This is a genomic window from Achromobacter sp. ACM04 (assembly GCF_014851465.1).
In the GTDB taxonomy this organism is placed as follows: domain Bacteria; phylum Pseudomonadota; class Gammaproteobacteria; order Burkholderiales; family Burkholderiaceae_B; genus Achromobacter; species Achromobacter aegrifaciens.
Genome location: NZ_JACUZS010000006.1, coordinates 193,782 through 211,316, shown reverse-complemented (window position 1 = coordinate 211,316; position 17,535 = coordinate 193,782). Strand labels below are relative to the sequence as shown.

Sequence of the window (17,535 nt, the reverse complement as noted above, 5' to 3'; positions counted from 1 at the left end):
CGGCACACAAAGGAGGAATGACATGAAGAAGATCCTGGCAGCAGGCATGATGGTCCTGGCAAGCGCAAGCAGCGCCCCCGCGCTGGCGCAGGACTTTCCCAACCATCCGATCCGCCTGATCATCCCGTACTCCGCCGGCGGCGTCACCGACGTGGTCGGCCGCGCCCTGGCCGAGCAGTCCGGCAAGCGCCTGGGCCAGACCGTGGTGGTCGAGAACAAGACCGGCGCCAACGGCACGCTGGGCGCGACCCAGATGCTCAACACCGCACCCGACGGCTATACCGTCACCATGGTGCCCATCGGCATCTTCCGCATGCCGCACATCACCGGCACGCGCTACGACCCGGTCAAGGACCTGACCTACATCTCGATGATCGCCGGCTACAACTATTACGTAGCGGTCGCCGCGGACTCGCCCTGGAAGACGCTGGACGACCTGGTCGCCTACGCCAAGTCCAAGCCCGACACGATCTCCTACGGCACGCCGGGCGCCTACAGCAGCCAGCACATCGCCATGGTGCAACTGGGCGAAGCCGCCCAGGCCAAATGGACCCACGTGCCGTACAAGGGCGACGCCGACGCGCTGACCGCCATGCTGGGCGGCCACATCCAGGTGCTGGTCGGCGCCAGCACCATCCTGCCTTACGTAGCCTCGGGCAAGGTCCGCATCCTCGCGTCGCTGGGCGACAAGCGCTCCCCCGACCTGCCGGAGGTCCCCACCCTGAAGGAAGCCGGCTATCCCGTGGTGCACACCTCGCCCTTCGGCATCGCCGGTCCCAAGGACATGGACCCGGCGGTAATCGCCAAGCTCGACGGCGCCTTCCGCGACACGCTCAAGGATGAAGCCTTCCTGGCCCTGTTGCGCCAGTCTGGTGTGTCGCCGCAGTACATGGATACGGCTGCCTACACCAAGGCCGCCCACGCCAGCGCGGAGACGGAGCGCGAGGTGATCAAGAAGTTGGGGAATATCATGAACAAGTGAGGCACGCGGCACTGGGACGGTGGACGCCGTCCCAGTCATCGGGAGCATTTGGAGGCTTTGGCCACGTCGGTCACCGAGACAAGCGCAATATCCGTACTCCAACTGCCATCCCAGGGGCGCACAAAGTAAATGCCCGGAATCGCCATGGGAACACGCAATGGCACGCTCTGCGGGCCTTGCCCATACTGTTTGAGGCCCTTCAACACATCAGCCTTTTCCTTCCAGGTGAAGACCGTACAGCCTCTTCCGCCCGTCGCGGAACTCTGCATGACGTAACCAACTAGAAAATGGTTCAACGGCGGCAACATGCACACGGTTAACATAACAAAGCCGGCAGTTCCCATTGCGCGCATCAGCACACCAGGTCCTTGGATAAGATCGCGCACGATCCACGCAAATGCCGCCTGCACCAAGGCCAGCAGCACCGTCACAAGCAGCAACAAAAAGAAAAACTTCGGGGTAGCGCTACTGAAAAAGCGAGTTTCCAAGATGGCGCTCAGACTCACCACGACAACCATCTGGGCAAATCCGCAGGAAAGAATGACGCCCCATCGCTTCTGCACGTGTTGACGCCATGTATCCGGCACGGTCCTACTGACCACCACCACCACGCTCCCCATGAAGAGCAGCGTCGCCAAAGGGAGCAAGACAAAATAGCCCATCGGGTTGGACTGCCAACCGTCCCATTGCAAGATAAGCACGACGAGAACCGAGGGAGTGACGAGCCCAAATGTCCACCATGCCAGCAATCGCATCCTTGCCGCGCGCTGACGCTCCTTGGCATCGCCCGCCTGCCGGAGAACCTCATCCAGCAAACTTTGCGAAAACTCCTTGTGGCGGCCGACCATGACAGCGGTAGGCAGCATAATAGAGCCGCCCAGGGACACGACCGCAATCACGACCAAAATGAACAACATCGGCAGGCTGGTAATGATCTCCTGTGATGCGATGCCCAGCGGAATTGCCTCTTGCACCAAATAGCTGTGCATGGCGACGACTGATAGCACCAAGCCTGTGAGACCAAGCAACGCCCAGTGATCGCGGAGAAAACCGGCCGCGGCACGAAACTCTTCGCGCCAGTCGATACTCTTTGAACTAAGGCTTTCGCCGGTGGGAACGGCGTCTGGAATCTTGAGCGCGGAGGCTTTCTGGGTAGACACGGCTTGGTTCTCCATTAGATTTTTGAGGTGGCACAGGAAACCTCTTTGCTTCCCTGAGCAATATTATTCTTCACCGACTACCAACCCGGCTCTCCTCATCGCCAAGACTGCAACGCGCCCCCATCCATCACAGCTAAAAGACAAAGATGAAAACGCATATGTATCGATGGATACGCAAGAAACAGGACAGGTTGAAGAGAGCGACCGATCGCCGGTTCCAAGGGCTTTGGATGGGTGACGCGCCTGAATTGCTAACTCGAGAGAGGCTTCTTGCGGGAGACGTACTATTCTGCGGCCAATCCAAACAGGACAAGCGTACCGAACTGATCCAGAAGACCACTGACGGTGTTTACGTTCACTGCGGAGTCTATATAGGCAACGGCAGCGTAGTGGATGCCCGAAGCAACGGGATGCGCGAAACCTCACTGGAGCAGTTTGTCGCCGATTACAGCTATATAGCCGTCACACGCAGCCACGGCGCGCACGAGGAGCGGTCGAAAAAGATCGTCCAGTTCGCCCGCCGCTGCGTTGAATACCGGCTTAGATACAACCTCTTGGGAGCCATCCTGGTCCCCTTGCGCGAATATCTAAATCTACGCAAGCATTATTTCTTCTATTGGAAACAAGATAAGCGCAGGCCTCGAAAGCCGACGTGGGCGAGCACCATCCGTAAAGGCTATTTCTGCTCCGAGTTCGTTGTCCAGTGCTATGTGGAGTGTGGTTATGTCGACGAGGAACAGACCTATTACCACCGGGGCAATTGGTCGCCTACAGGGCTGGCTGAAGAAAACCTATTTGAATTCCTGGGTTTCATGGCCACCGGCGGATTGGCTGCAGTCAGTCCGGACGACCCTTACCTTGCAGGGAATGCTTGGGTCCTGACGCCAGAAGGCCAGCACAGCCTTAAGCAACATAGACAGGACATGAAGGCCGAAATGGAAGCGTTGCTACGTCGGATGCCAAGAAAAGAGGAATAGCGTTCCGGGCGCAGGCAGCCGCCGCCTGTCCCGTCGGTTCTGCGTGGGTGCGCAGTGTCACGAGGAAACCGAGAAGAAATCCGACACTCTGGTTTCTCATCCGCCTCACGCGCCCGATACAATCACGGGCATGAATTCCGCAACGCAAAACACCGCCGCCGACGCCCACCCGGGCCATACCCCCATGATGCAGCAGTACCTCCGCCTGAAAGCGGAGGCCGGTCCCTTGCTGCTCTTCTACCGCATGGGGGACTTCTATGAAATGTTCTACGACGACGCGGAGCGCGGCGCGCGTCTGCTGAACCTGACGCTGACCAAGCGCGGCTCTTCCAACGGCACGCCGATCCCGATGGCCGGGCTGCCGGTGCATGCCATGGAGCAGTACCTGGCGCGGCTGGTCGCCATGGGCGAGTCCATCGCCATCTGCGAGCAGATCGGCGATCCGGCGACCTCCAAGGGTCCGGTCGAGCGCCGCATCGTGCGCATCGTCACGCCCGGCACGCTGACCGACGACGCGCTGCTGCCGGCCAAGGCGGACCGCGCGCTGGCCGCCGTGTTCGTGGGCGGCACCGCGCGCGCGCCGCGCGCCGGGCTGGCCTGGCTGAACCTGGCCAGCGGCGAATTCCGCGTGACCGAATGCGCGCCGGCGCAGCTGGAATCCGAGCTGCACCGCATTGCGCCGGCCGAGATCGTCTGCGCCGACAGCGCAGAGTTCGACTTCCCCTTCGAAGGCGCGCGGGCCCGCGTGCCCGACTGGCACTTCGAAGCCGACAGCGCCCGCGCCCACCTGCTGGCGCACTTCAAGACCGATACGCTGGCGGGCTTCGACATCGAAGACATGCCGGCCGGCATTTGCGCCGCGGGCGCGCTGCTGCGCTACGCGGCACGCACCCAGTCGCAGGCCCTGGCCCACGTGCAGAGCCTGTCGGCGGAACGCCCCGGGCAGTACGTGCTGCTGGACCCGGTCACGCGCCGCAACCTGGAGCTGACGCAGACGCTGTCCGGCGAAGATTCGCCGACGCTGTTCTCGCTGCTGGACGGCTGCCGCACGCCCATGGGCAGCCGACTGCTGCGCCGCTGGCTGCACCATCCGCTACGCGAGAACGAACAGGCGCTGGCGCGCCAGCAAGCCATCTCGGCGCTGCTGGCGGGCCGCATGGACATGGAACAGACCTTCGGCGCGGCCGGCTTCGGTTCGGCCGGGCTGCTGGAGTCCTTGCGCAGCGCATTGAACGCCTTCCCGGACATCGAACGCATCGCCGCCCGCCTGGCATTGCGTTCGGTGCGCCCGCGCGAACTGGCCAGCCTGCGGGACGCGCTGCAGGCCCTGCCGGCGCTGCGCGACCAGGTCGAGCCGATGGCGGATTCGCCGCGGCTGGGCGAACTGGTCTCGCACCTGTCGGTGGACCCGGCCCTGGCCGCCCTGCTGGTGCGCGCCATTGCCGCCGAACCCGCTGTCGCCATCCGCGACGGCGGCGTGCTGGCGGCGGGCTTCGACGCTGAACTGGACGAACTGCGCGGCCTCGCGGCCGACGGCGGCGACTTCCTGGTGCAGCTGGAAGCCCGCGAACGCGAACGCACCGGCATCAGCAACCTGCGCGTGGAGTTCAACCGCGTGCATGGCTTCTACATCGAAGTCACCAAGGGCCAGACCGCCAAGGTGCCGGAGGATTACCGCCGCCGCCAGACGCTGAAGAACGCCGAACGCTACATCACGCCTGAACTCAAGACCTGGGAAGACAAGGTGCTGTCCGCCCAGGACCGTTCGCTGGCTCGGGAAAAATGGTTGTTCGAGCAATTGCTCGATGTGCTGGCCGAACACGTGCGGCCGCTGTCGGACTGCGCCGCCGCGTTGGCCGAACTGGACGCGCTGGCCGCGCTGGCCGATCACGCGCGCCGCCACGACTGGATCGCGCCCGAACTGTCTGAGCAGGCCGACATCGACATCGATGCCGGCCGCCACCCGGTGGTGGAACACGCCATCGAGCGCTTCACGCCCAACGGCTGCCGGTTGGAGCCGGCGCGTCGGATGCTGCTGATCACCGGTCCAAACATGGGCGGTAAATCGACCTATATGCGGCAGGTGGCGCTGATCGTGCTGCTGGCGCGCATCGGCAGTTTCGTGCCCGCTTCGCGCGCCCGCATCGGCAAGATCGACCGCATCTTCACCCGTATCGGAGCGGCCGACGATCTGGCGGGCGGCCGCTCGACCTTCATGATGGAAATGACCGAGGCGGCCGCCATCCTGTCGGCCAGCACGCCCAACAGCCTGGTGCTGATGGACGAAATCGGCCGCGGTACGTCCACCTATGACGGCCTGGCGCTGGCCTGGGCCATCGCCTGCCGCCTGCTTGCCCACAATCGCGCGCTGACGCTGTTCGCCACCCACTATTTCGAGCTGACCCGCCTCCCCGCAGAACAGCCGGCCTCGGCCAACGTGCACCTGGCCGCGGCGGAATCGGCCGGCGGCATCGTGTTCCTGCACGAAGTGCGCGAAGGCCCCGCCAGCCGCAGCTACGGGATCCAGGTGGCGCAGCGCGCGGGCGTGCCCGCCGCCGTGATCCGCCAGGCCTCGCGCGAACTGGAACGCCTGGAGGCGCAAGGCGCCCCCACGCCGCAGCTCGGCCTGTTCGCGGCCGCGGCTGACGCCGACGCCCAGGCCTATGCGGAAGCCGACCGTTCCGACGACCTCGAGGCTCTGGACGCCCTGCGCGAGGAACTCGCCGCCATCGACCCCGACAGCCTGACCCCGCGCGAAGCGCTGGACGCCCTCTACCGCCTGAAGAAGCACCTGCAATGAACCTCGACCATCCCTTGGCCCTGCTGGGCAACCAGAGCCCCGACGACTTCATGCGCCGCTACTGGCAGCGCAAGCCCCTCTTGATCCGCCAGGCCATCCCCGGCTTCAAGCCGCCGGTCACGATCGCCGCCATCAAGAAGCTGGCGCGCCGCGACGATGTGGAATCGCGCCTGATCTGGCGCGAGAACGGCGAATGGCAGATGGAGAACGGCCCCTTCGCGCGCCTGCCCAAGGACAATGAAGGCGACTGGACCTTGCTGGTGCAAAGCGTGGACCTGCACAGCGATGCCGCGTCCGAACTGATGCAGCAGTTCCGCTTCATCCCCGATGCGCGCCTGGACGACGTGATGATCAGCATCGCCAGCCATGGCGGCGGCGTGGGTCCGCATTTCGACAGCTACGACGTGTTCCTGCTGCAAGCGGCGGGCGAGCGTGAATGGCGCTATGGTCGCCAGAAGGACCTGTCGCTGGAACCGGGCCTGCCGCTGAAGATCCTGAGCCGTTTCGAGCCCGAAGAGACGGCCGTGCTGACGCCCGGCGACATGCTCTACCTGCCCCCACAGGCGGCCCACGACGGCGTCGCCGTGGGCGACGGCTGCATGACGATTTCCATCGGTTTTCGCGCACCCACGCAGGCGACGCTGGCGCGCGGGCTGCTCGAAGCGGCCGCGGATCAGGTCATGGCGCGCGTCGGCCTCTTGGGCGGCCCCTATGGCGAGCCCGCCCTGCCCGGCCCGAAGCTGTCGGCCGTCTATCGCGATCCCGGCCAGCCCGCGGTCGACACCCCCGCCGCGCTGCCGGACGCGCTGGTGGCCGCCACGCTGGAAACCGTGGAAAAGCTGCGCTTCGACGATGCGCTGGCCTCGCGCTTCCTGGGCTGCTGGCTGACCGAGCCCAGCAATCTCAGCGTGTTCGACGCGCCCGAAGGCATGGACGTGGATCTGGAAGAAGACTGGCCCACCGCAGGCCGGCTGGTGCTGGACCGCCGCAGCCGCATGCTCTATCGCGGCAAGCAGCTCTTCATCAATGGCGAAACCGCCATGGTGCCCGCCGACGCCGCCCTGCGCACGCTGGCGGATGCGCGCAGCCTGGATTGCTCAGACCCATCCTGCGCTCGGTTGAGCGACGAAGCCCGCTCCTGCCTGGCGGATTGGCTGGATTCCGGCTGGATCCGCTACGTCGCGGCGTAGCATCCCGACACGGCCCCGTATCAGTCCTGTACAGAAGGAAATCAGGTCTGATACGCGGGACACATCAAGAAAGAGATAACACGAAGCTGAAAGGTTTGTTGCCGTTAGGATGCGACCTTTTTAACTTTCATACGCGTTGCGCCCGCGTGTTCCTGTAGCCTGACCTCTGGTTTCCCCTAATGGGGTTTCAAGAGTCGTCATCTACAGGAGTCTAAAAATGATGAGCAAAACCTTGATTATTGCCTCGGTGCTGGCCGTCGCGCTGAGCGCCTGCAACAAGAAGGAAGATGCCCCGGCGCCCGCGACCAACCCCGCTCCGGGCGCAAGCACGCCTGCCCCCACCACGACGCCCCCGGCCACTTCGCCGGCTCCGGCGCCTACGCCCAACACCACGCCGGGTGGCGGTTCGACCACCCCGGGCGGCTCGACCACCCCCGCGTCCTAATAAAAACTCAGCGACGAACCCCCGCTCTGAGGACGCAAGAAAAAGCCCTGGCTGCTGCAGCCGGGGCTTTTTTGCGTCCAGAGGGCATATGCGCAAGGCGCAGCAACCACAAGCCTTCGCGGCGGGAAGCTCGCCCTTCCTGCCGGCTTGCAAGATCTTCAAAGCGCCCAACAAAAAAAGAGGCCCCCGCAGGGGCCTCTCTTGCGCGGTGCTGCGCGTGAGCGCGGAACCGTCTGGTCTTACATCTTGTCCTTCAGCACGCTCAGCAGACGCTGGGCGGTGGCGCTGTTGTCGCGCGCGCCATTGGCATCCAGCACGGTCACCACGGTCTGGTCGCCGTTGGCAGCCAGGTGGATACGGTACTGCGGCGCCTCGGCCTTCTTGTCGCCCGAGAACATGCGGCTGAAGAAGCCCGGCTGGTCGATCTTCTCGCCCGTGTCGGTATCGACATAGCGGACGAAGTAGTCGCCAGCGGAGCGATCGCGGTCGTCCACGGCGAAGCCGCCGCCGTCCAGCGCCACGCCAACACGGCGCCATGCGCGGTCGAACGATTCGCTGACGAGCAGCGAGGCGCCCTGTGCGCGGACGTCCTGCTGCACGGCAGGCTTCTGCGGCGCGGCCTCGGCCTGCTGCACCAGCTTGCGGGCGTTGTCGACGTCGGAACCCAGGTAGACCATCATGCGGGCCAGCATGGCGGCGTTCAGGCCCGGATCTTCCTTGCCGTTCTGCCACTGCACCTGCATGCCGTCGCTGCCCACGCGCTTTTCAAGCATCTGGCGGTGGCTGACATAGACCTCGGTATGGCCATTGACGCGTTCGACACGGGTACGGAATTTCTCGCGTTCGCCGCTGTCCCAGGCCGATTCGAGAATCATGCCCAGCGCCTGACGCAGCCAGCTTTCGGGAATCTTGGCCCGGTTTTCAGCCCAGTCGGTTTCGATCAAGCCAGCGCCAGGATTGTTGCTGGCGACGGTAAAGCCGTTTTCGGTCCAGAAGTCCACCAGTCGCGGGAACACGTCTTCCGGCGGACGGTCCACCACCAGCCAACGCAGGTCGCCGTCGCGCTCGACGCGCATGTCCTGGCGGCCGGGCAACACGTTGCTCGTCTTGGGCTGGGTGGCTTGCGCCTGGCCCTGCTGCTGGAACTGCGAATAGGTGGTCGAGCCCGAAGCCGGCGCGCGGTAGCGCGGATCGCTGTTGGCCTGGGTCAGGTCGGGCGGGATGCTGAGGGGCTCTCCACGCTGGGTGACTGCGCTCTTGTAATTGACGGACTCTTCATTGCCCAGGAATTGATTGACCTCGCTGCAGCCGGCCAACAACACCAGAGACATCAATGCCGACAAACCGGCATGACGTTTGTTCATACGTATCCTCACGATATTTAGAGCAGGCCCGTTTCCTGGAGCGCGGCACGCACGGTTGCGTGGTGCTGCGATCCCAGTTCAACCAGCGGCAGCCGGTAACCCAGTGCGCTGCGGCCCATTTCGGCCAACGCCCACTTCACGGGGATGGGGTTGGCTTCAACGAACAAAGCCTTGTTCAGACGCGCCAGGTGCGCGTTAAGTTCACGCACCTTGGGCACATTGCCGGCCAGGGCGGCGGCACAGAGCTCGCGCATGAGCTTGGGCGCCACGTTGGCCGTAACGGAAATATTGCCGCGCGCACCCAGCAGGATCAGGGCGGCGGCGGTGGGGTCATCGCCGCTGAAGACCTGGAAGCTGGCCGGCGCTTCGCGCAGCAGCAGGCCGCCGCGGGCGATGTCGCCCGTGGCGTCCTTGATGCCGATGATGCCCGGCACCTGCGCCAGGCGCAGGACCGTTTCGTTGCTCATGTCGGCAACGGTACGGCCCGGCACGTTGTACAGGATGGTGGGCAGATCGACGGCTTCCGCAATGGTGCGGAAGTGACGGTACAAACCCTCTTGCGAGGGCTTGTTGTAATAGGGAACGACCGACAGGCCGGCCTGCGCGCCCACGGCCTTGGCGTGGCGCGTCAGGTGGATGGCTTCGTCGGTGGAGTTGGCGCCCACGCCGGCGATGACCGGAATGCGGCCCGCAGCGTGTTCGACCGCGACGCGGATCAGCTCCGCATGTTCTTCCATGGAGACCGTGGGCGACTCCCCGGTGGTGCCGACCACCACCAGTGCGTCGGTTCCTTCCTGGATATGCCAGTCGATCAGCGACCGGTAGGCCGCGTAGTCCAGACTGCCGTCGGGCTGCATGGGAGTGACCAGAGCCACCATGCTGCCTTGGAAATTAACGCCTGCGGCGGTTGCAGGGGATGCCATAAATGTAGGGCTCCAAAACCCCGCGGCGGGATGCCCCGGGGCCAGAATCAATGAAACCGATGAGTTTAACGGATATTGGCTGAAATCCTACAGAAACCACTGGACGATGGTCGTCCCCAGAGAGAGTACCGGCCGCATCAATAGCCAGAGCACATCCGTCACCAGCAGGATGACGACGATCACCAGGCCATAAGGCTCGATTTTCGAGTATTGCCAGGCCAGGCGATTGGGCAGCAGGCTGAAAAGGATGCGTCCCCCGTCCAGCGGCAGGATGGGCAGCAGATTCAGGGCCATGAGCACGAGGTTGACGTTCACGCCGGCCACGGCCATCTCGAACCAGAACGATTCCTGCAGGCCGGACTCCAGGAAGATGCGCAGCGAAAACGCCCACAGGACCGCCATGAACAGGTTGGCGGCAGGCCCCGCCAGCGCCACCCACAGCATGTCCTGCTTGGGCCGGCGCAAGCGGCCGAAATCCACCGGCACAGGCTTGGCCCAGCCGAACAGCATGCCCGGACTACCCAAAAGCTTGGAGGCCAGCAGGATCGCCACCGGCACCAGCAGCGTGCCGACGGGATCGATATGCCGCGCAGGGTTCAGGCTGATGCGTCCGGCCTGATAGGCCGTGGGATCGCCGAACATCCGCGCGACGTAGCCGTGCGCGGCTTCGTGCAAGGTGATGGCGAAGATGACCGGTATCGCGTAGACCGCAATGGTTTGGATGATGTCATTCATGGCGAACCGGATTGTAGATGAGCCACGCGCCGGCGCATGCCGGCGTGCAGGTCGGCGCGGCGGGCGCGCTAGGCAAGACCGAGGGTGGCAGGATCGCCGCGTCCGACACGCACGACCACAGGCTCGTCGCCGGTGAGGTCTATCACGGTGGTGGGCGATTGCGGGCAAGCGCCCGCGTCGATGATGGCCGCCAGGGAGTGTTCGTAGCGTTCGCGGATTTCTTCCGCGTCGTTCAACGCTTCGGTCTCGTCCTTGGGGATGAGCGTGGTGGACAGCAAGGGCGCCCCCACCTGCTCCAGCAGGCCCAGCATGACGGGATGGTCCGGCACACGGATGCCGACGGTCTTGCGCGACGGATGCGACACGCGGCGCGGCACTTCCTTGGTCGCTTCGAGGATGAAGGTCCAGGGTCCCGGCGTCGCGGCCTTCAGCAACCGGTACTGGCGGTTGTCGACGCGCGCGAAGTGGCCGATTTCAGCCAGGTCGCGGCACAGCAGCGTGAGATGATGGCGTTCATCCAGGCCACGCAGGCGGCGCAGTCCGTCAGCGGCGTTCTTGTCGTCCAGCCGCGCGACCACGGCATAGCTCGAATCGGTAGGCACTGCGACCAGCCCGCCATCGGCCAGCCATTGGGCCGCCTGCTTCAGCAGGCGCGGTTGCGGATTCGCGGGATGAATATCGAAATACAAGGCCATGGGTTTATCCTAACACTCTTGAAGGCCGCTCAGTACAGAGCGGCGATGCAAAATGGCGGGAACGCCGACCCGCCCGGAGAAACAGTATGCGCCTTGATGACTCGCGCGAAAGCGACAATGTGGAAGACCGCCGTTCCAGCGGCCCACGCATCGGCGGCCGCGGCACCATCGGCATAGGCACGATCGTGCTGGCCCTGGTCGCCATGTATTTCGGCGTGGACCCCAGCGTGGTCCTGCAGATGGCCGAAGGCCCGCCCGTGCAGCAACAGCAGGGGCCCGCCACGCGTCCGCCCGCCAACGACAAACAGGCAGTGTTCGTCTCCAAGGTCCTGGGCGAAACCGAAGACACCTGGAGCGCCATTTTCCAGAAGGACCTGAACCGCCAATACGTGGCGCCCAAGCTGGTGCTGTTCCGCGGCGCCACGCCCACGGCCTGCGGCACCGGACAGTCGGCCATGGGGCCGTTCTACTGCCCGGGCGACAGCAAGGTGTACATCGACCTGGCGTTCTTCGACGAATTGCAGAACCGCTTCAAGGCGCCGGGCGATTTCGCCCAAGCCTATGTCATCGCGCATGAAGTCGGCCACCACGTCCAGCATCTGCTGGGCATCTCGGACCAGGTGGACAACCTGCGCCGCCGCAATCCTGCGCAGGCCAATGCATTGTCGGTGCGCATGGAACTGCAGGCCGACTGCTTCGCCGGCTTGTGGGCGCAGCGCGCCAACGCGGCCCGCAACATCCTGGAAAGCGGCGACGTGGAAGAGGCCCTGACCGCCGCCACCGCCATCGGCGACGACCGCCTGCAGAAGCAGAGCCAGGGCTATGTGGTGCCCGATTCCTTCACCCACGGCTCCTCGGCCCAGCGCGTGCGCTGGTTCAAGCGCGGCCTGGAGAGCGGCAGCATCAAGCAGTGCGACACGTTCGGCGCCAGCTCGCTATAGCCGCGACGCGCCGTCCTTAGGCTGTACATCCATACAGCAAAAAGGCGGCGCAGTCTTCATCTTGTAAGATTACGCCCCCTCGCAGTGTTGCGCGTGCGCCCGCCGCCGCGCGGCGCTTGCCAGGCGCGCTGCCCGGCGCGCGCATTTCCAAGACCCTAGATCAGTTCCATGGCCAACAAGTTCGAACCGCTAATCACCGTTGATGAGGTGCAAGAGATTCTTGCCGAACCCAAGGAAACCGTAAAACCGATCGCCTGGGTGCCCAAGCCCGCCGCCAGCAATCTCCAATGGATGGAATTCGCCTGCGCCTGCCGGGTCAAGGGCGAAGTGCGCGAAGACGTGATCTTCCGCGCCACCTATCGCGGCGCGCGCACGGCCGTGCACGGCCAGGCCACGATTTTCCTGGCCGAAGCGTTCTGCGCCAGCCTCTTCGTAGGCCCGCACCGCGTGTTCGGCGTGGACACCGACGACTCCTTCCACACCAGCCTGGTGGGCGAAGGCCGGCCTCAGTACCGCAAGCCGCTTGCGGACCGCAGCCATGAACACATCTGGGTGGATGATGGCGAAGGTTATGCCGAGCCCATCGTGCCCGCCCTGCAGAATATCGGCGCGCTGATGCAGTACTTCCTGCCGCGGGCGAACCTGACGCTCACCGGCGGATTCGCGCATCCCCTCAAAGGCCGCCAAATCGAACTGATCCTATGAGCACTTTCCTGGAAGCCTCCGGCTGGACCGTCCTGCCGGCGGGCGAGCACGCCATCCGCGCCATATCGCCCATGACACTGGGCCTGGACGGGCAGCACGCGGCCTTCTTCATCGCGCATCCCGACGAGTCCACGTTCTACCTGACCGACGCCTGTGAGACCGCGATGCACGCGTCCAGCTACGGCATCGACCTGGCGGCCAAGCGCATCGACATCCTGAATGAAACCCCGGGCGTCAGCCTGGCGCACTTCGACCGCGACGGCGCCATCGTCGCCAGCGGTCCCAACGAGCAGCTGCAGGAAGCGCTGTGGGACGCGGTCAAGCTGGCGATGGCGCTGTCGTTCCAGTGCGCCAAATGGATGCCGAAGTTCAGCCAGTTGCGCTTTCGCGCCCAGGTCGGGCGGGCGCTGGCGGCGGGCGTGGGCGTGAACCGCATGGTCAAGGGCGCGCGCGCCAAGGGCAGCAGCGGCCACACGGCCGATTTCGCCTTCGCGGTACGCGCCGCCAGCAGCACCGCGTTGACGTACATCGAACCGATCGCCCTGAAGGCCGGCAAGAAAATGGACTGGACGCAGGTCTACCAGACCCACGGCAAGATGTCGGACGTGAAGATGGCGGACGCGCGCAACTCGCGCATGGTCATCCTGGAGGACGGCGCCTCGGCCGAGGAATTCAAGAAGGCCGTGACCATCCTGGAACAGTCCGCGACCGTGCAGACGCTGGCCAAGACGCGCGATTGGCGGGAAGTCTTTTCCGGCTAGGACGGCGTCAGGCTGGCAGGTTGGTCAGGCCGTCGACGATTTCGCGGCCGTGCAGGATCGCTGCATGCACCGCTTCACGCGGACTGTAGACAAAACCGCCCTCGGCAAAACGCGGAACCGGATATTCGTCGCCGCCTTCGAGCACGGCGCCTGCCTGGACCACCATCACCGACGCTATGAATACGGGGCCGCTGGATTGCGCCTGAACCTCGGCGTCTGCGCCCCGGGACACTTTGGCCGTCAGCCGGTATCCCTTGTAGATCAAGTTGTTCTGATGCACTTCGGATGCCCTCTTTGTGCGATCCAGCATACCCCGCTTGACTATGACAGTTCGGATATGTTTTGTAACGATGGCAGAAAATAGAAACACTGTTGCATCGCGATAGGTACGTCCCCGTTTCCCAGGAACGCTACGCGCGGCCCATCCGCGCGCCGCATGTCCAGGGTTGACGCGGCTTGCGGCGCAACGCGGGGCGCTGCCGCAACCCGTCCCCACCCGGGTTCACGGGGATTTCCCTAGATCTGTTGCATATGCACACCTTATTGCAGGCTCATGCAGCGACATTCCGGTCCCGGCGCGCAGCGCTTGCGGCGGGCTGCTCATCCGCTGGCCCGAAGAAGGCGGGAAACTGCTTTTCGCCCTTCTTCGTCACGCTCAACGCGCGCGAATCCAAGTCCTTGCTGATCCAGTCGCGGCGCGTCAGCGCCTCCAGCAGAGCCGCGCCCAAGGCGCCGCCCAGATGCGAGCGACGCTCGCTCCAGTCCAGGCAGGAGCAGGCGAAACGCCGCCGGCGTTGGCGCGCCTGCATCACGTCCACGCCTATCTGCGCCAGGGCCGCCTCGCCCAAAGGCGTCAGCAGGTAATCGCGCCCGTCCGCCGTCAGCCATTGGCGCGACAGCATCGCGTCATGGATGCGCACGGCCAGGGTGCCCGCCATGTGGTCATAACAGGTACGCGCCTCGCGCAGGGCCGAGGGCGTGCTGGGTTTGAACGGCACGCGCTCCGCGCCGGCCACCACCAGCAAGGCCTCCAGCGCATGTCCGACCTCGCCATTGGCCAGGCGGTAGTAGCGGTGCTTGCCCTGCACGGCCATTTCCACCAGCCCTTGTTCCCGCAGTCGCAGGAAATGGCTGCTGGCGGTGGAGGCGCCGATGTCGGCGGCGGCCGCCAGTTCGGTCGCGGTGCGGGCGCGGCCGTCCAGCAGCACGCACAGCATGCGCGCCCGGGCCGGATCGGCGATGGCGCCAGCCACGGCGGAAAGATTGATGTCGGCGAACTCGGATTCCATGATTCGTCACAGACCAAAGTGTTGTGTGCAGAGTCAAGCATACTGCGACTCAACGCAACAAGACAGCGGCCGGCCTGCCCGGACACCCATGCGCGCATCCCGGAAATTCTTTGGCTGGACAGTGCTTTACGCCACCTTCGTGCTGGCGATCTTCGGCTGGGGCGTCGGCTTCTACGGCCCGCCCGTGTTCCTGCATGCCGTGACGCAGCGTACCGGGTGGGGCGTGGCCCTGGTATCCGGCGCCGTCACGCTGCACTTTCTTTGCGGCACCCTGGTGGTCGCCAACCTGCCGCGGCTGTACCGGCGTTGCGGGGTGCCGGCGGTCACGCTGGGCGGCGCCGTGCTGCTCGCGTTCGGCGTGAGCGGCTGGGCCGCGGCCGCACAGCCCTGGCAGCTCTATGCGGCGGCGCTGCTCTCGGGCATGGGCTGGGTGACGCTGGGTGCCGCCGCCGTCAATGCGCTGATCTCACCCTGGTTCGTCCGCCGCCGCCCCGCCGCGCTGGGCATGGCCTACAACGGCGCCAGCGTCGGCGGCATCGTCTTTTCGCCCTTATGGGTTTACCTGATCGGCCAGGCAGGATTTGCCCAGGCGGCCTTGTGGGTAGGCGCGGCGATGGTGGCCGTGATCGCCGTGCTGTCGCGCAAGGTGTTTGCCCTGACGCCGCAACAGCTGGGCCAGGAGCCTGATGGCGCTTGCGCTGCAGCGCAGGCGCCGGCGGCCACGGCAGGCATCGCCTCGCCCGCGCCGCTGGCGGGCCTGTGGCGCAACCGCGCCTTTCTCACCCTGGCCGCCGGCATGGCGCTGGGCCTGTTCGCCCAGATCGGCCTGATCGCGCATCTGCTGTCCCTGCTGGCGCCGCTGCTGGGCGCACAGACCGCAGGCCTGGCAATGGGCCTGGCTACGGCCGCGGCCATCGGCGGGCGCACGCTCGTCGGTTGGCTGATGCCTGCCGGCACCGACCGGCGCAAAGTGGCCTGCCTGGCCTACGCCATCCAGATCGCCGGTTCATTGGTTCTGATGCTGGCCGCAGAGCACGCCTGGGCCATCTGGCTGGGCGTACTGCTGTTCGGATCAGGCATAGGGAACGCGACCTCGCTGCCGCCATTGATCGCGCAGACTGAGTTCGCCCGCGAAGACACGCAACGCGTGGTCCCGCTGATTGTCGCCATGTCGCAAGGCGCCTACGCCTTCGCGCCCGCGTCGTTCGGCATGCTGCGGGCATGGTCCGAACAGGCCGGGCAGCCACTGCTCTGGTTCCTGGCGGCGGCGGCCAGCCTGCAGGCCGCCGCCATCGCCTGTTTCGCGTTGGGGCGCGTTACTCCAGCCCGCCGCGGCGGGCAACCAGCCCAGCCATGACGGCATCGCCGTTTTCGCCGGCCAGGCCTTCGGCCACGCCGCGCCTATCGGCAACCGTTCGGTTCTGGCTGACCTTCCATTTGCCTTCGATGCGCGCAATGGGAATCTCCACGCCGACGATGGCGCGCATCTGGGCCGCGATGAAATCCGCCGGCGCGTCGGCCACGCGCCAGGGCTGCGCGCGCGCTTTCTCCTGGCTGTCGGTCAGCGCATCCAACTGGGCGCGCAGCCAGGCCGGATCATCCTGAATCACCGGCGCGCCCCAGACGTGCACGGCAACGAAGTTCCAGGTGGGCACGACCTTGTGCGTCTCGGCCTTGGTCGGGTACCACGACGGCGTGACGTAAGCCTGCGGCCCGTGGAATACGACCAGGCATTCGCGGCCCGAAGCAAGGTCGGCAAGCTGCGGGTTGGCGCGGGCCACATGCAGGCGCAATACGCCATGCGGTCCTTCCGGATACAGCAGACAGGGAATGTGGTTCGCCATCAGCCCGCCCTCCCCGCTGGTCATGAGCACGCCCAGCGGATGGGCGCGGATGAAATCGTGCTGGACTTCGGGCGAGTCTTCGCGAAAGGCGGACGGCAGGTACATGGCGGGTTCGGCGGTAGCGGCTGAAAACCACAACATACCGCCATCGTGGCTCCATTTCCAGGACCAGCTGAGGTTCTTTTCATGGAGCCAGCGGCATCAGGCTAGCAAGCGCTTTTCCAGCAGGATGGTGGTGAAGCCGCTGTCCCATTCCTCGTCAGGATAGGTATCGATCTCGGCATAGCCGTGCTTGCCGTAGAACTGGCGGCTGCGCATATTGAAGGAATCCGTCTCCAGCCGCGCCTGAGCAAATCCCGCAGCGCGGATGGCCGTTTCCATCCAGGCCAGCAATGCGCCGCCGACACCCTGCCCTTGCCTTGCGGGATGCACATGCAAGGCCCAGATGAAGTCGTTTTCCCAATCCGCCATGCCCGCCAGCACGCCGTCGATTTCGCACACCATGAAAAGACTGCCCCTGGCGCTCACATACTGGCCCGTCTTGCCGCTTGCGCGAAACTGGGCGTCCCTTTCCGCCGTCATTTCCGGCATCCACGTGCTTTCGTAGGTGCGCATCAGCAGGTCTTCGAGCAAGACTGCGTCCTCAGGCCGGCTCGGCCTGATCATGAATTTCTGTTGTTGGTCCGTCATGCGCGGCAGTGTAGCAATGCCGCTCCCAAGGAGA

18 protein-coding genes are annotated in these 17,535 nt (G+C 65.0%); 9 read left to right on the top strand and 9 right to left on the bottom strand.

The features are described 5' to 3' along the window. The first annotated feature begins 22 nt into the window (after positions 1 to 22). Entirely contained in the window at positions 23 to 982 is a 960-nt protein-coding gene (locus tag IB259_RS29405) for a tripartite tricarboxylate transporter substrate binding protein (RefSeq protein ID WP_192330897.1), read from the top strand. Between the two features lie 35 nt (positions 983 to 1,017). Here IB259_RS29405 and IB259_RS29400 read toward each other — a convergent pair whose 3' ends face one another. Next, the gene (locus IB259_RS29400) at positions 1,018 to 2,142 is read right to left on the bottom strand and encodes a hypothetical protein (RefSeq protein WP_192330896.1); all 1,125 of its coding nucleotides are present in this window, start codon (positions 2,140 to 2,142) and stop codon (positions 1,018 to 1,020) included. A 146-nt stretch (positions 2,143 to 2,288) separates the two neighbouring features. Here IB259_RS29400 and IB259_RS29395 point away from each other — a divergent pair, with 146 nt between their 5' ends. From IB259_RS29395 to IB259_RS29380, 4 genes are all read left to right on the top strand, one after another. Beyond that, positions 2,289 to 3,119 carry a YiiX/YebB-like N1pC/P60 family cysteine hydrolase gene (locus IB259_RS29395; RefSeq protein WP_192330895.1) on the top strand — a complete coding sequence of 277 codons (831 nt, stop codon included), beginning with the start codon at positions 2,289 to 2,291 and terminating at the stop codon, positions 3,117 to 3,119. Positions 3,120 to 3,249: 130 nt separating this feature from the next. Further along, on the top strand, positions 3,250 to 5,919 hold the full coding sequence (gene mutS, locus IB259_RS29390; protein WP_225596975.1) for a DNA mismatch repair protein MutS: 2,670 nt from the start codon (positions 3,250 to 3,252) through the stop codon (positions 5,917 to 5,919). After that, entirely contained in the window at positions 5,916 to 7,109 is a 1,194-nt protein-coding gene (locus IB259_RS29385; RefSeq protein WP_192330894.1) for a cupin domain-containing protein, read from the top strand. The genes mutS and IB259_RS29385 overlap by 4 nt, the downstream gene beginning before the upstream one ends. A 217-nt stretch (positions 7,110 to 7,326) precedes the next feature. Further along, positions 7,327 to 7,554 (top strand): hypothetical protein, encoded by a 228-nt coding sequence (locus IB259_RS29380; protein WP_013395215.1) that lies wholly within the window; start codon positions 7,327 to 7,329, stop codon positions 7,552 to 7,554. 239 nt (positions 7,555 to 7,793) lie between these two features. On the opposite strand, the gene bamC is transcribed toward IB259_RS29380, so the two are convergent. From bamC to IB259_RS29360, 4 genes are all read right to left on the bottom strand, one after another. After that, entirely contained in the window at positions 7,794 to 8,918 is a 1,125-nt protein-coding gene (gene bamC, locus IB259_RS29375; protein WP_054453258.1) for an outer membrane protein assembly factor BamC, read from the bottom strand. Positions 8,919 to 8,935: 17 nt separating this feature from the next. Beyond that, complete coding sequence (gene dapA, locus IB259_RS29370; protein ID WP_054453260.1) at positions 8,936 to 9,841, bottom strand: 4-hydroxy-tetrahydrodipicolinate synthase; 906 nt, start codon at positions 9,839 to 9,841, stop codon at positions 8,936 to 8,938. 87 nt (positions 9,842 to 9,928) lie between these two features. Beyond that, positions 9,929 to 10,576, bottom strand: coding sequence for a site-2 protease family protein (locus IB259_RS29365; protein ID WP_054453262.1), 648 nt, complete (start codon positions 10,574 to 10,576; stop codon positions 9,929 to 9,931). A 68-nt stretch (positions 10,577 to 10,644) separates the two neighbouring features. Next, complete coding sequence (locus IB259_RS29360) at positions 10,645 to 11,271, bottom strand: L-threonylcarbamoyladenylate synthase (protein ID WP_192330891.1); 627 nt, start codon at positions 11,269 to 11,271, stop codon at positions 10,645 to 10,647. Between the two features lie 86 nt (positions 11,272 to 11,357). On the opposite strand from IB259_RS29360, the gene IB259_RS29355 reads away from it, so the two are divergent. From IB259_RS29355 to IB259_RS29345, 3 genes are all read left to right on the top strand, one after another. Beyond that, positions 11,358 to 12,212, top strand: a complete 855-nt coding sequence (locus IB259_RS29355; RefSeq protein ID WP_054453266.1) for a neutral zinc metallopeptidase — start codon at positions 11,358 to 11,360, stop codon at positions 12,210 to 12,212. A gap of 168 nt (positions 12,213 to 12,380) precedes the next feature. After that, positions 12,381 to 12,917: a hypothetical protein gene (locus IB259_RS29350; protein WP_054453268.1), complete on the top strand. Its 537-nt coding sequence runs from the start codon at positions 12,381 to 12,383 to the stop codon at positions 12,915 to 12,917. Next, positions 12,914 to 13,678 carry a DUF1828 domain-containing protein gene (locus IB259_RS29345; protein ID WP_054453270.1) on the top strand — a complete coding sequence of 255 codons (765 nt, stop codon included), beginning with the start codon at positions 12,914 to 12,916 and terminating at the stop codon, positions 13,676 to 13,678. The genes IB259_RS29350 and IB259_RS29345 overlap by 4 nt, the downstream gene beginning before the upstream one ends. Before the next feature lie 7 nt (positions 13,679 to 13,685). Here IB259_RS29345 and IB259_RS29340 read toward each other — a convergent pair whose 3' ends face one another. Both IB259_RS29340 and IB259_RS29335 read right to left on the bottom strand, forming a co-directional pair. Then, a complete protein-coding gene (locus tag IB259_RS29340) occupies positions 13,686 to 13,958 on the bottom strand; it encodes a hypothetical protein (protein WP_054453716.1) in 273 nt (90 codons plus the stop codon). Positions 13,959 to 14,229: 271 nt separating this feature from the next. Next, a complete protein-coding gene (locus IB259_RS29335; protein WP_054453272.1) occupies positions 14,230 to 14,967 on the bottom strand; it encodes a helix-turn-helix transcriptional regulator in 738 nt (245 codons plus the stop codon). Between the two features lie 88 nt (positions 14,968 to 15,055). On the opposite strand from IB259_RS29335, the gene IB259_RS29330 reads away from it, so the two are divergent. Then, positions 15,056 to 16,324 (top strand): MFS transporter, encoded by a 1,269-nt coding sequence (locus IB259_RS29330; RefSeq protein WP_119450076.1) that lies wholly within the window; start codon positions 15,056 to 15,058, stop codon positions 16,322 to 16,324. Here the strand turns inward: IB259_RS29330 and IB259_RS29325 are convergent. Both IB259_RS29325 and IB259_RS29320 read right to left on the bottom strand, forming a co-directional pair. Continuing rightward, the gene (locus IB259_RS29325) at positions 16,284 to 16,916 is read right to left on the bottom strand and encodes an FMN-binding negative transcriptional regulator (protein ID WP_192330962.1); all 633 of its coding nucleotides are present in this window, start codon (positions 16,914 to 16,916) and stop codon (positions 16,284 to 16,286) included. The two genes, IB259_RS29330 and IB259_RS29325, sit on opposite strands and share 41 nt — an antisense overlap. A 96-nt stretch (positions 16,917 to 17,012) precedes the next feature. After that, positions 17,013 to 17,501, bottom strand: a complete 489-nt coding sequence (locus IB259_RS29320; RefSeq protein ID WP_125472818.1) for a GNAT family N-acetyltransferase — start codon at positions 17,499 to 17,501, stop codon at positions 17,013 to 17,015. Between the last annotated feature and the right edge of the window lie 34 nt (positions 17,502 to 17,535).

Bases quoted from the DNA above. Each gene is read 5' to 3' on its own strand.
- IB259_RS29405 (WP_192330897.1), top strand. From the start codon at position 23: ATGAAGAAGATCCTGGCAGCAGGCATGATGGTCCTGGCAAGCGCAAGC.
- IB259_RS29395 (WP_192330895.1), top strand. From the start codon at position 2,289: ATGAAAACGCATATGTATCGATGGATACGCAAGAAACAGGACAGGTTG.
- mutS (WP_225596975.1), top strand. From the start codon at position 3,250: ATGAATTCCGCAACGCAAAACACCGCCGCCGACGCCCACCCGGGCCAT.
- IB259_RS29385 (WP_192330894.1), top strand. From the start codon at position 5,916: ATGAACCTCGACCATCCCTTGGCCCTGCTGGGCAACCAGAGCCCCGAC.
- IB259_RS29380 (WP_013395215.1), top strand. From the start codon at position 7,327: ATGATGAGCAAAACCTTGATTATTGCCTCGGTGCTGGCCGTCGCGCTG.
- bamC (WP_054453258.1), bottom strand. From the start codon at position 8,918: ATGAACAAACGTCATGCCGGTTTGTCGGCATTGATGTCTCTGGTGTTG.
- dapA (WP_054453260.1), bottom strand. From the start codon at position 9,841: ATGGCATCCCCTGCAACCGCCGCAGGCGTTAATTTCCAAGGCAGCATG.
- IB259_RS29365 (WP_054453262.1), bottom strand. From the start codon at position 10,576: ATGAATGACATCATCCAAACCATTGCGGTCTACGCGATACCGGTCATC.
- IB259_RS29360 (WP_192330891.1), bottom strand. From the start codon at position 11,271: ATGGCCTTGTATTTCGATATTCATCCCGCGAATCCGCAACCGCGCCTG.
- IB259_RS29355 (WP_054453266.1), top strand. From the start codon at position 11,358: ATGCGCCTTGATGACTCGCGCGAAAGCGACAATGTGGAAGACCGCCGT.
- IB259_RS29350 (WP_054453268.1), top strand. From the start codon at position 12,381: ATGGCCAACAAGTTCGAACCGCTAATCACCGTTGATGAGGTGCAAGAG.
- IB259_RS29345 (WP_054453270.1), top strand. From the start codon at position 12,914: ATGAGCACTTTCCTGGAAGCCTCCGGCTGGACCGTCCTGCCGGCGGGC.
- IB259_RS29335 (WP_054453272.1), bottom strand. From the start codon at position 14,967: ATGGAATCCGAGTTCGCCGACATCAATCTTTCCGCCGTGGCTGGCGCC.
- IB259_RS29330 (WP_119450076.1), top strand. From the start codon at position 15,056: ATGCGCGCATCCCGGAAATTCTTTGGCTGGACAGTGCTTTACGCCACC.
- IB259_RS29325 (WP_192330962.1), bottom strand. From the start codon at position 16,916: ATGTACCTGCCGTCCGCCTTTCGCGAAGACTCGCCCGAAGTCCAGCAC.
- IB259_RS29320 (WP_125472818.1), bottom strand. From the start codon at position 17,501: ATGACGGACCAACAACAGAAATTCATGATCAGGCCGAGCCGGCCTGAG.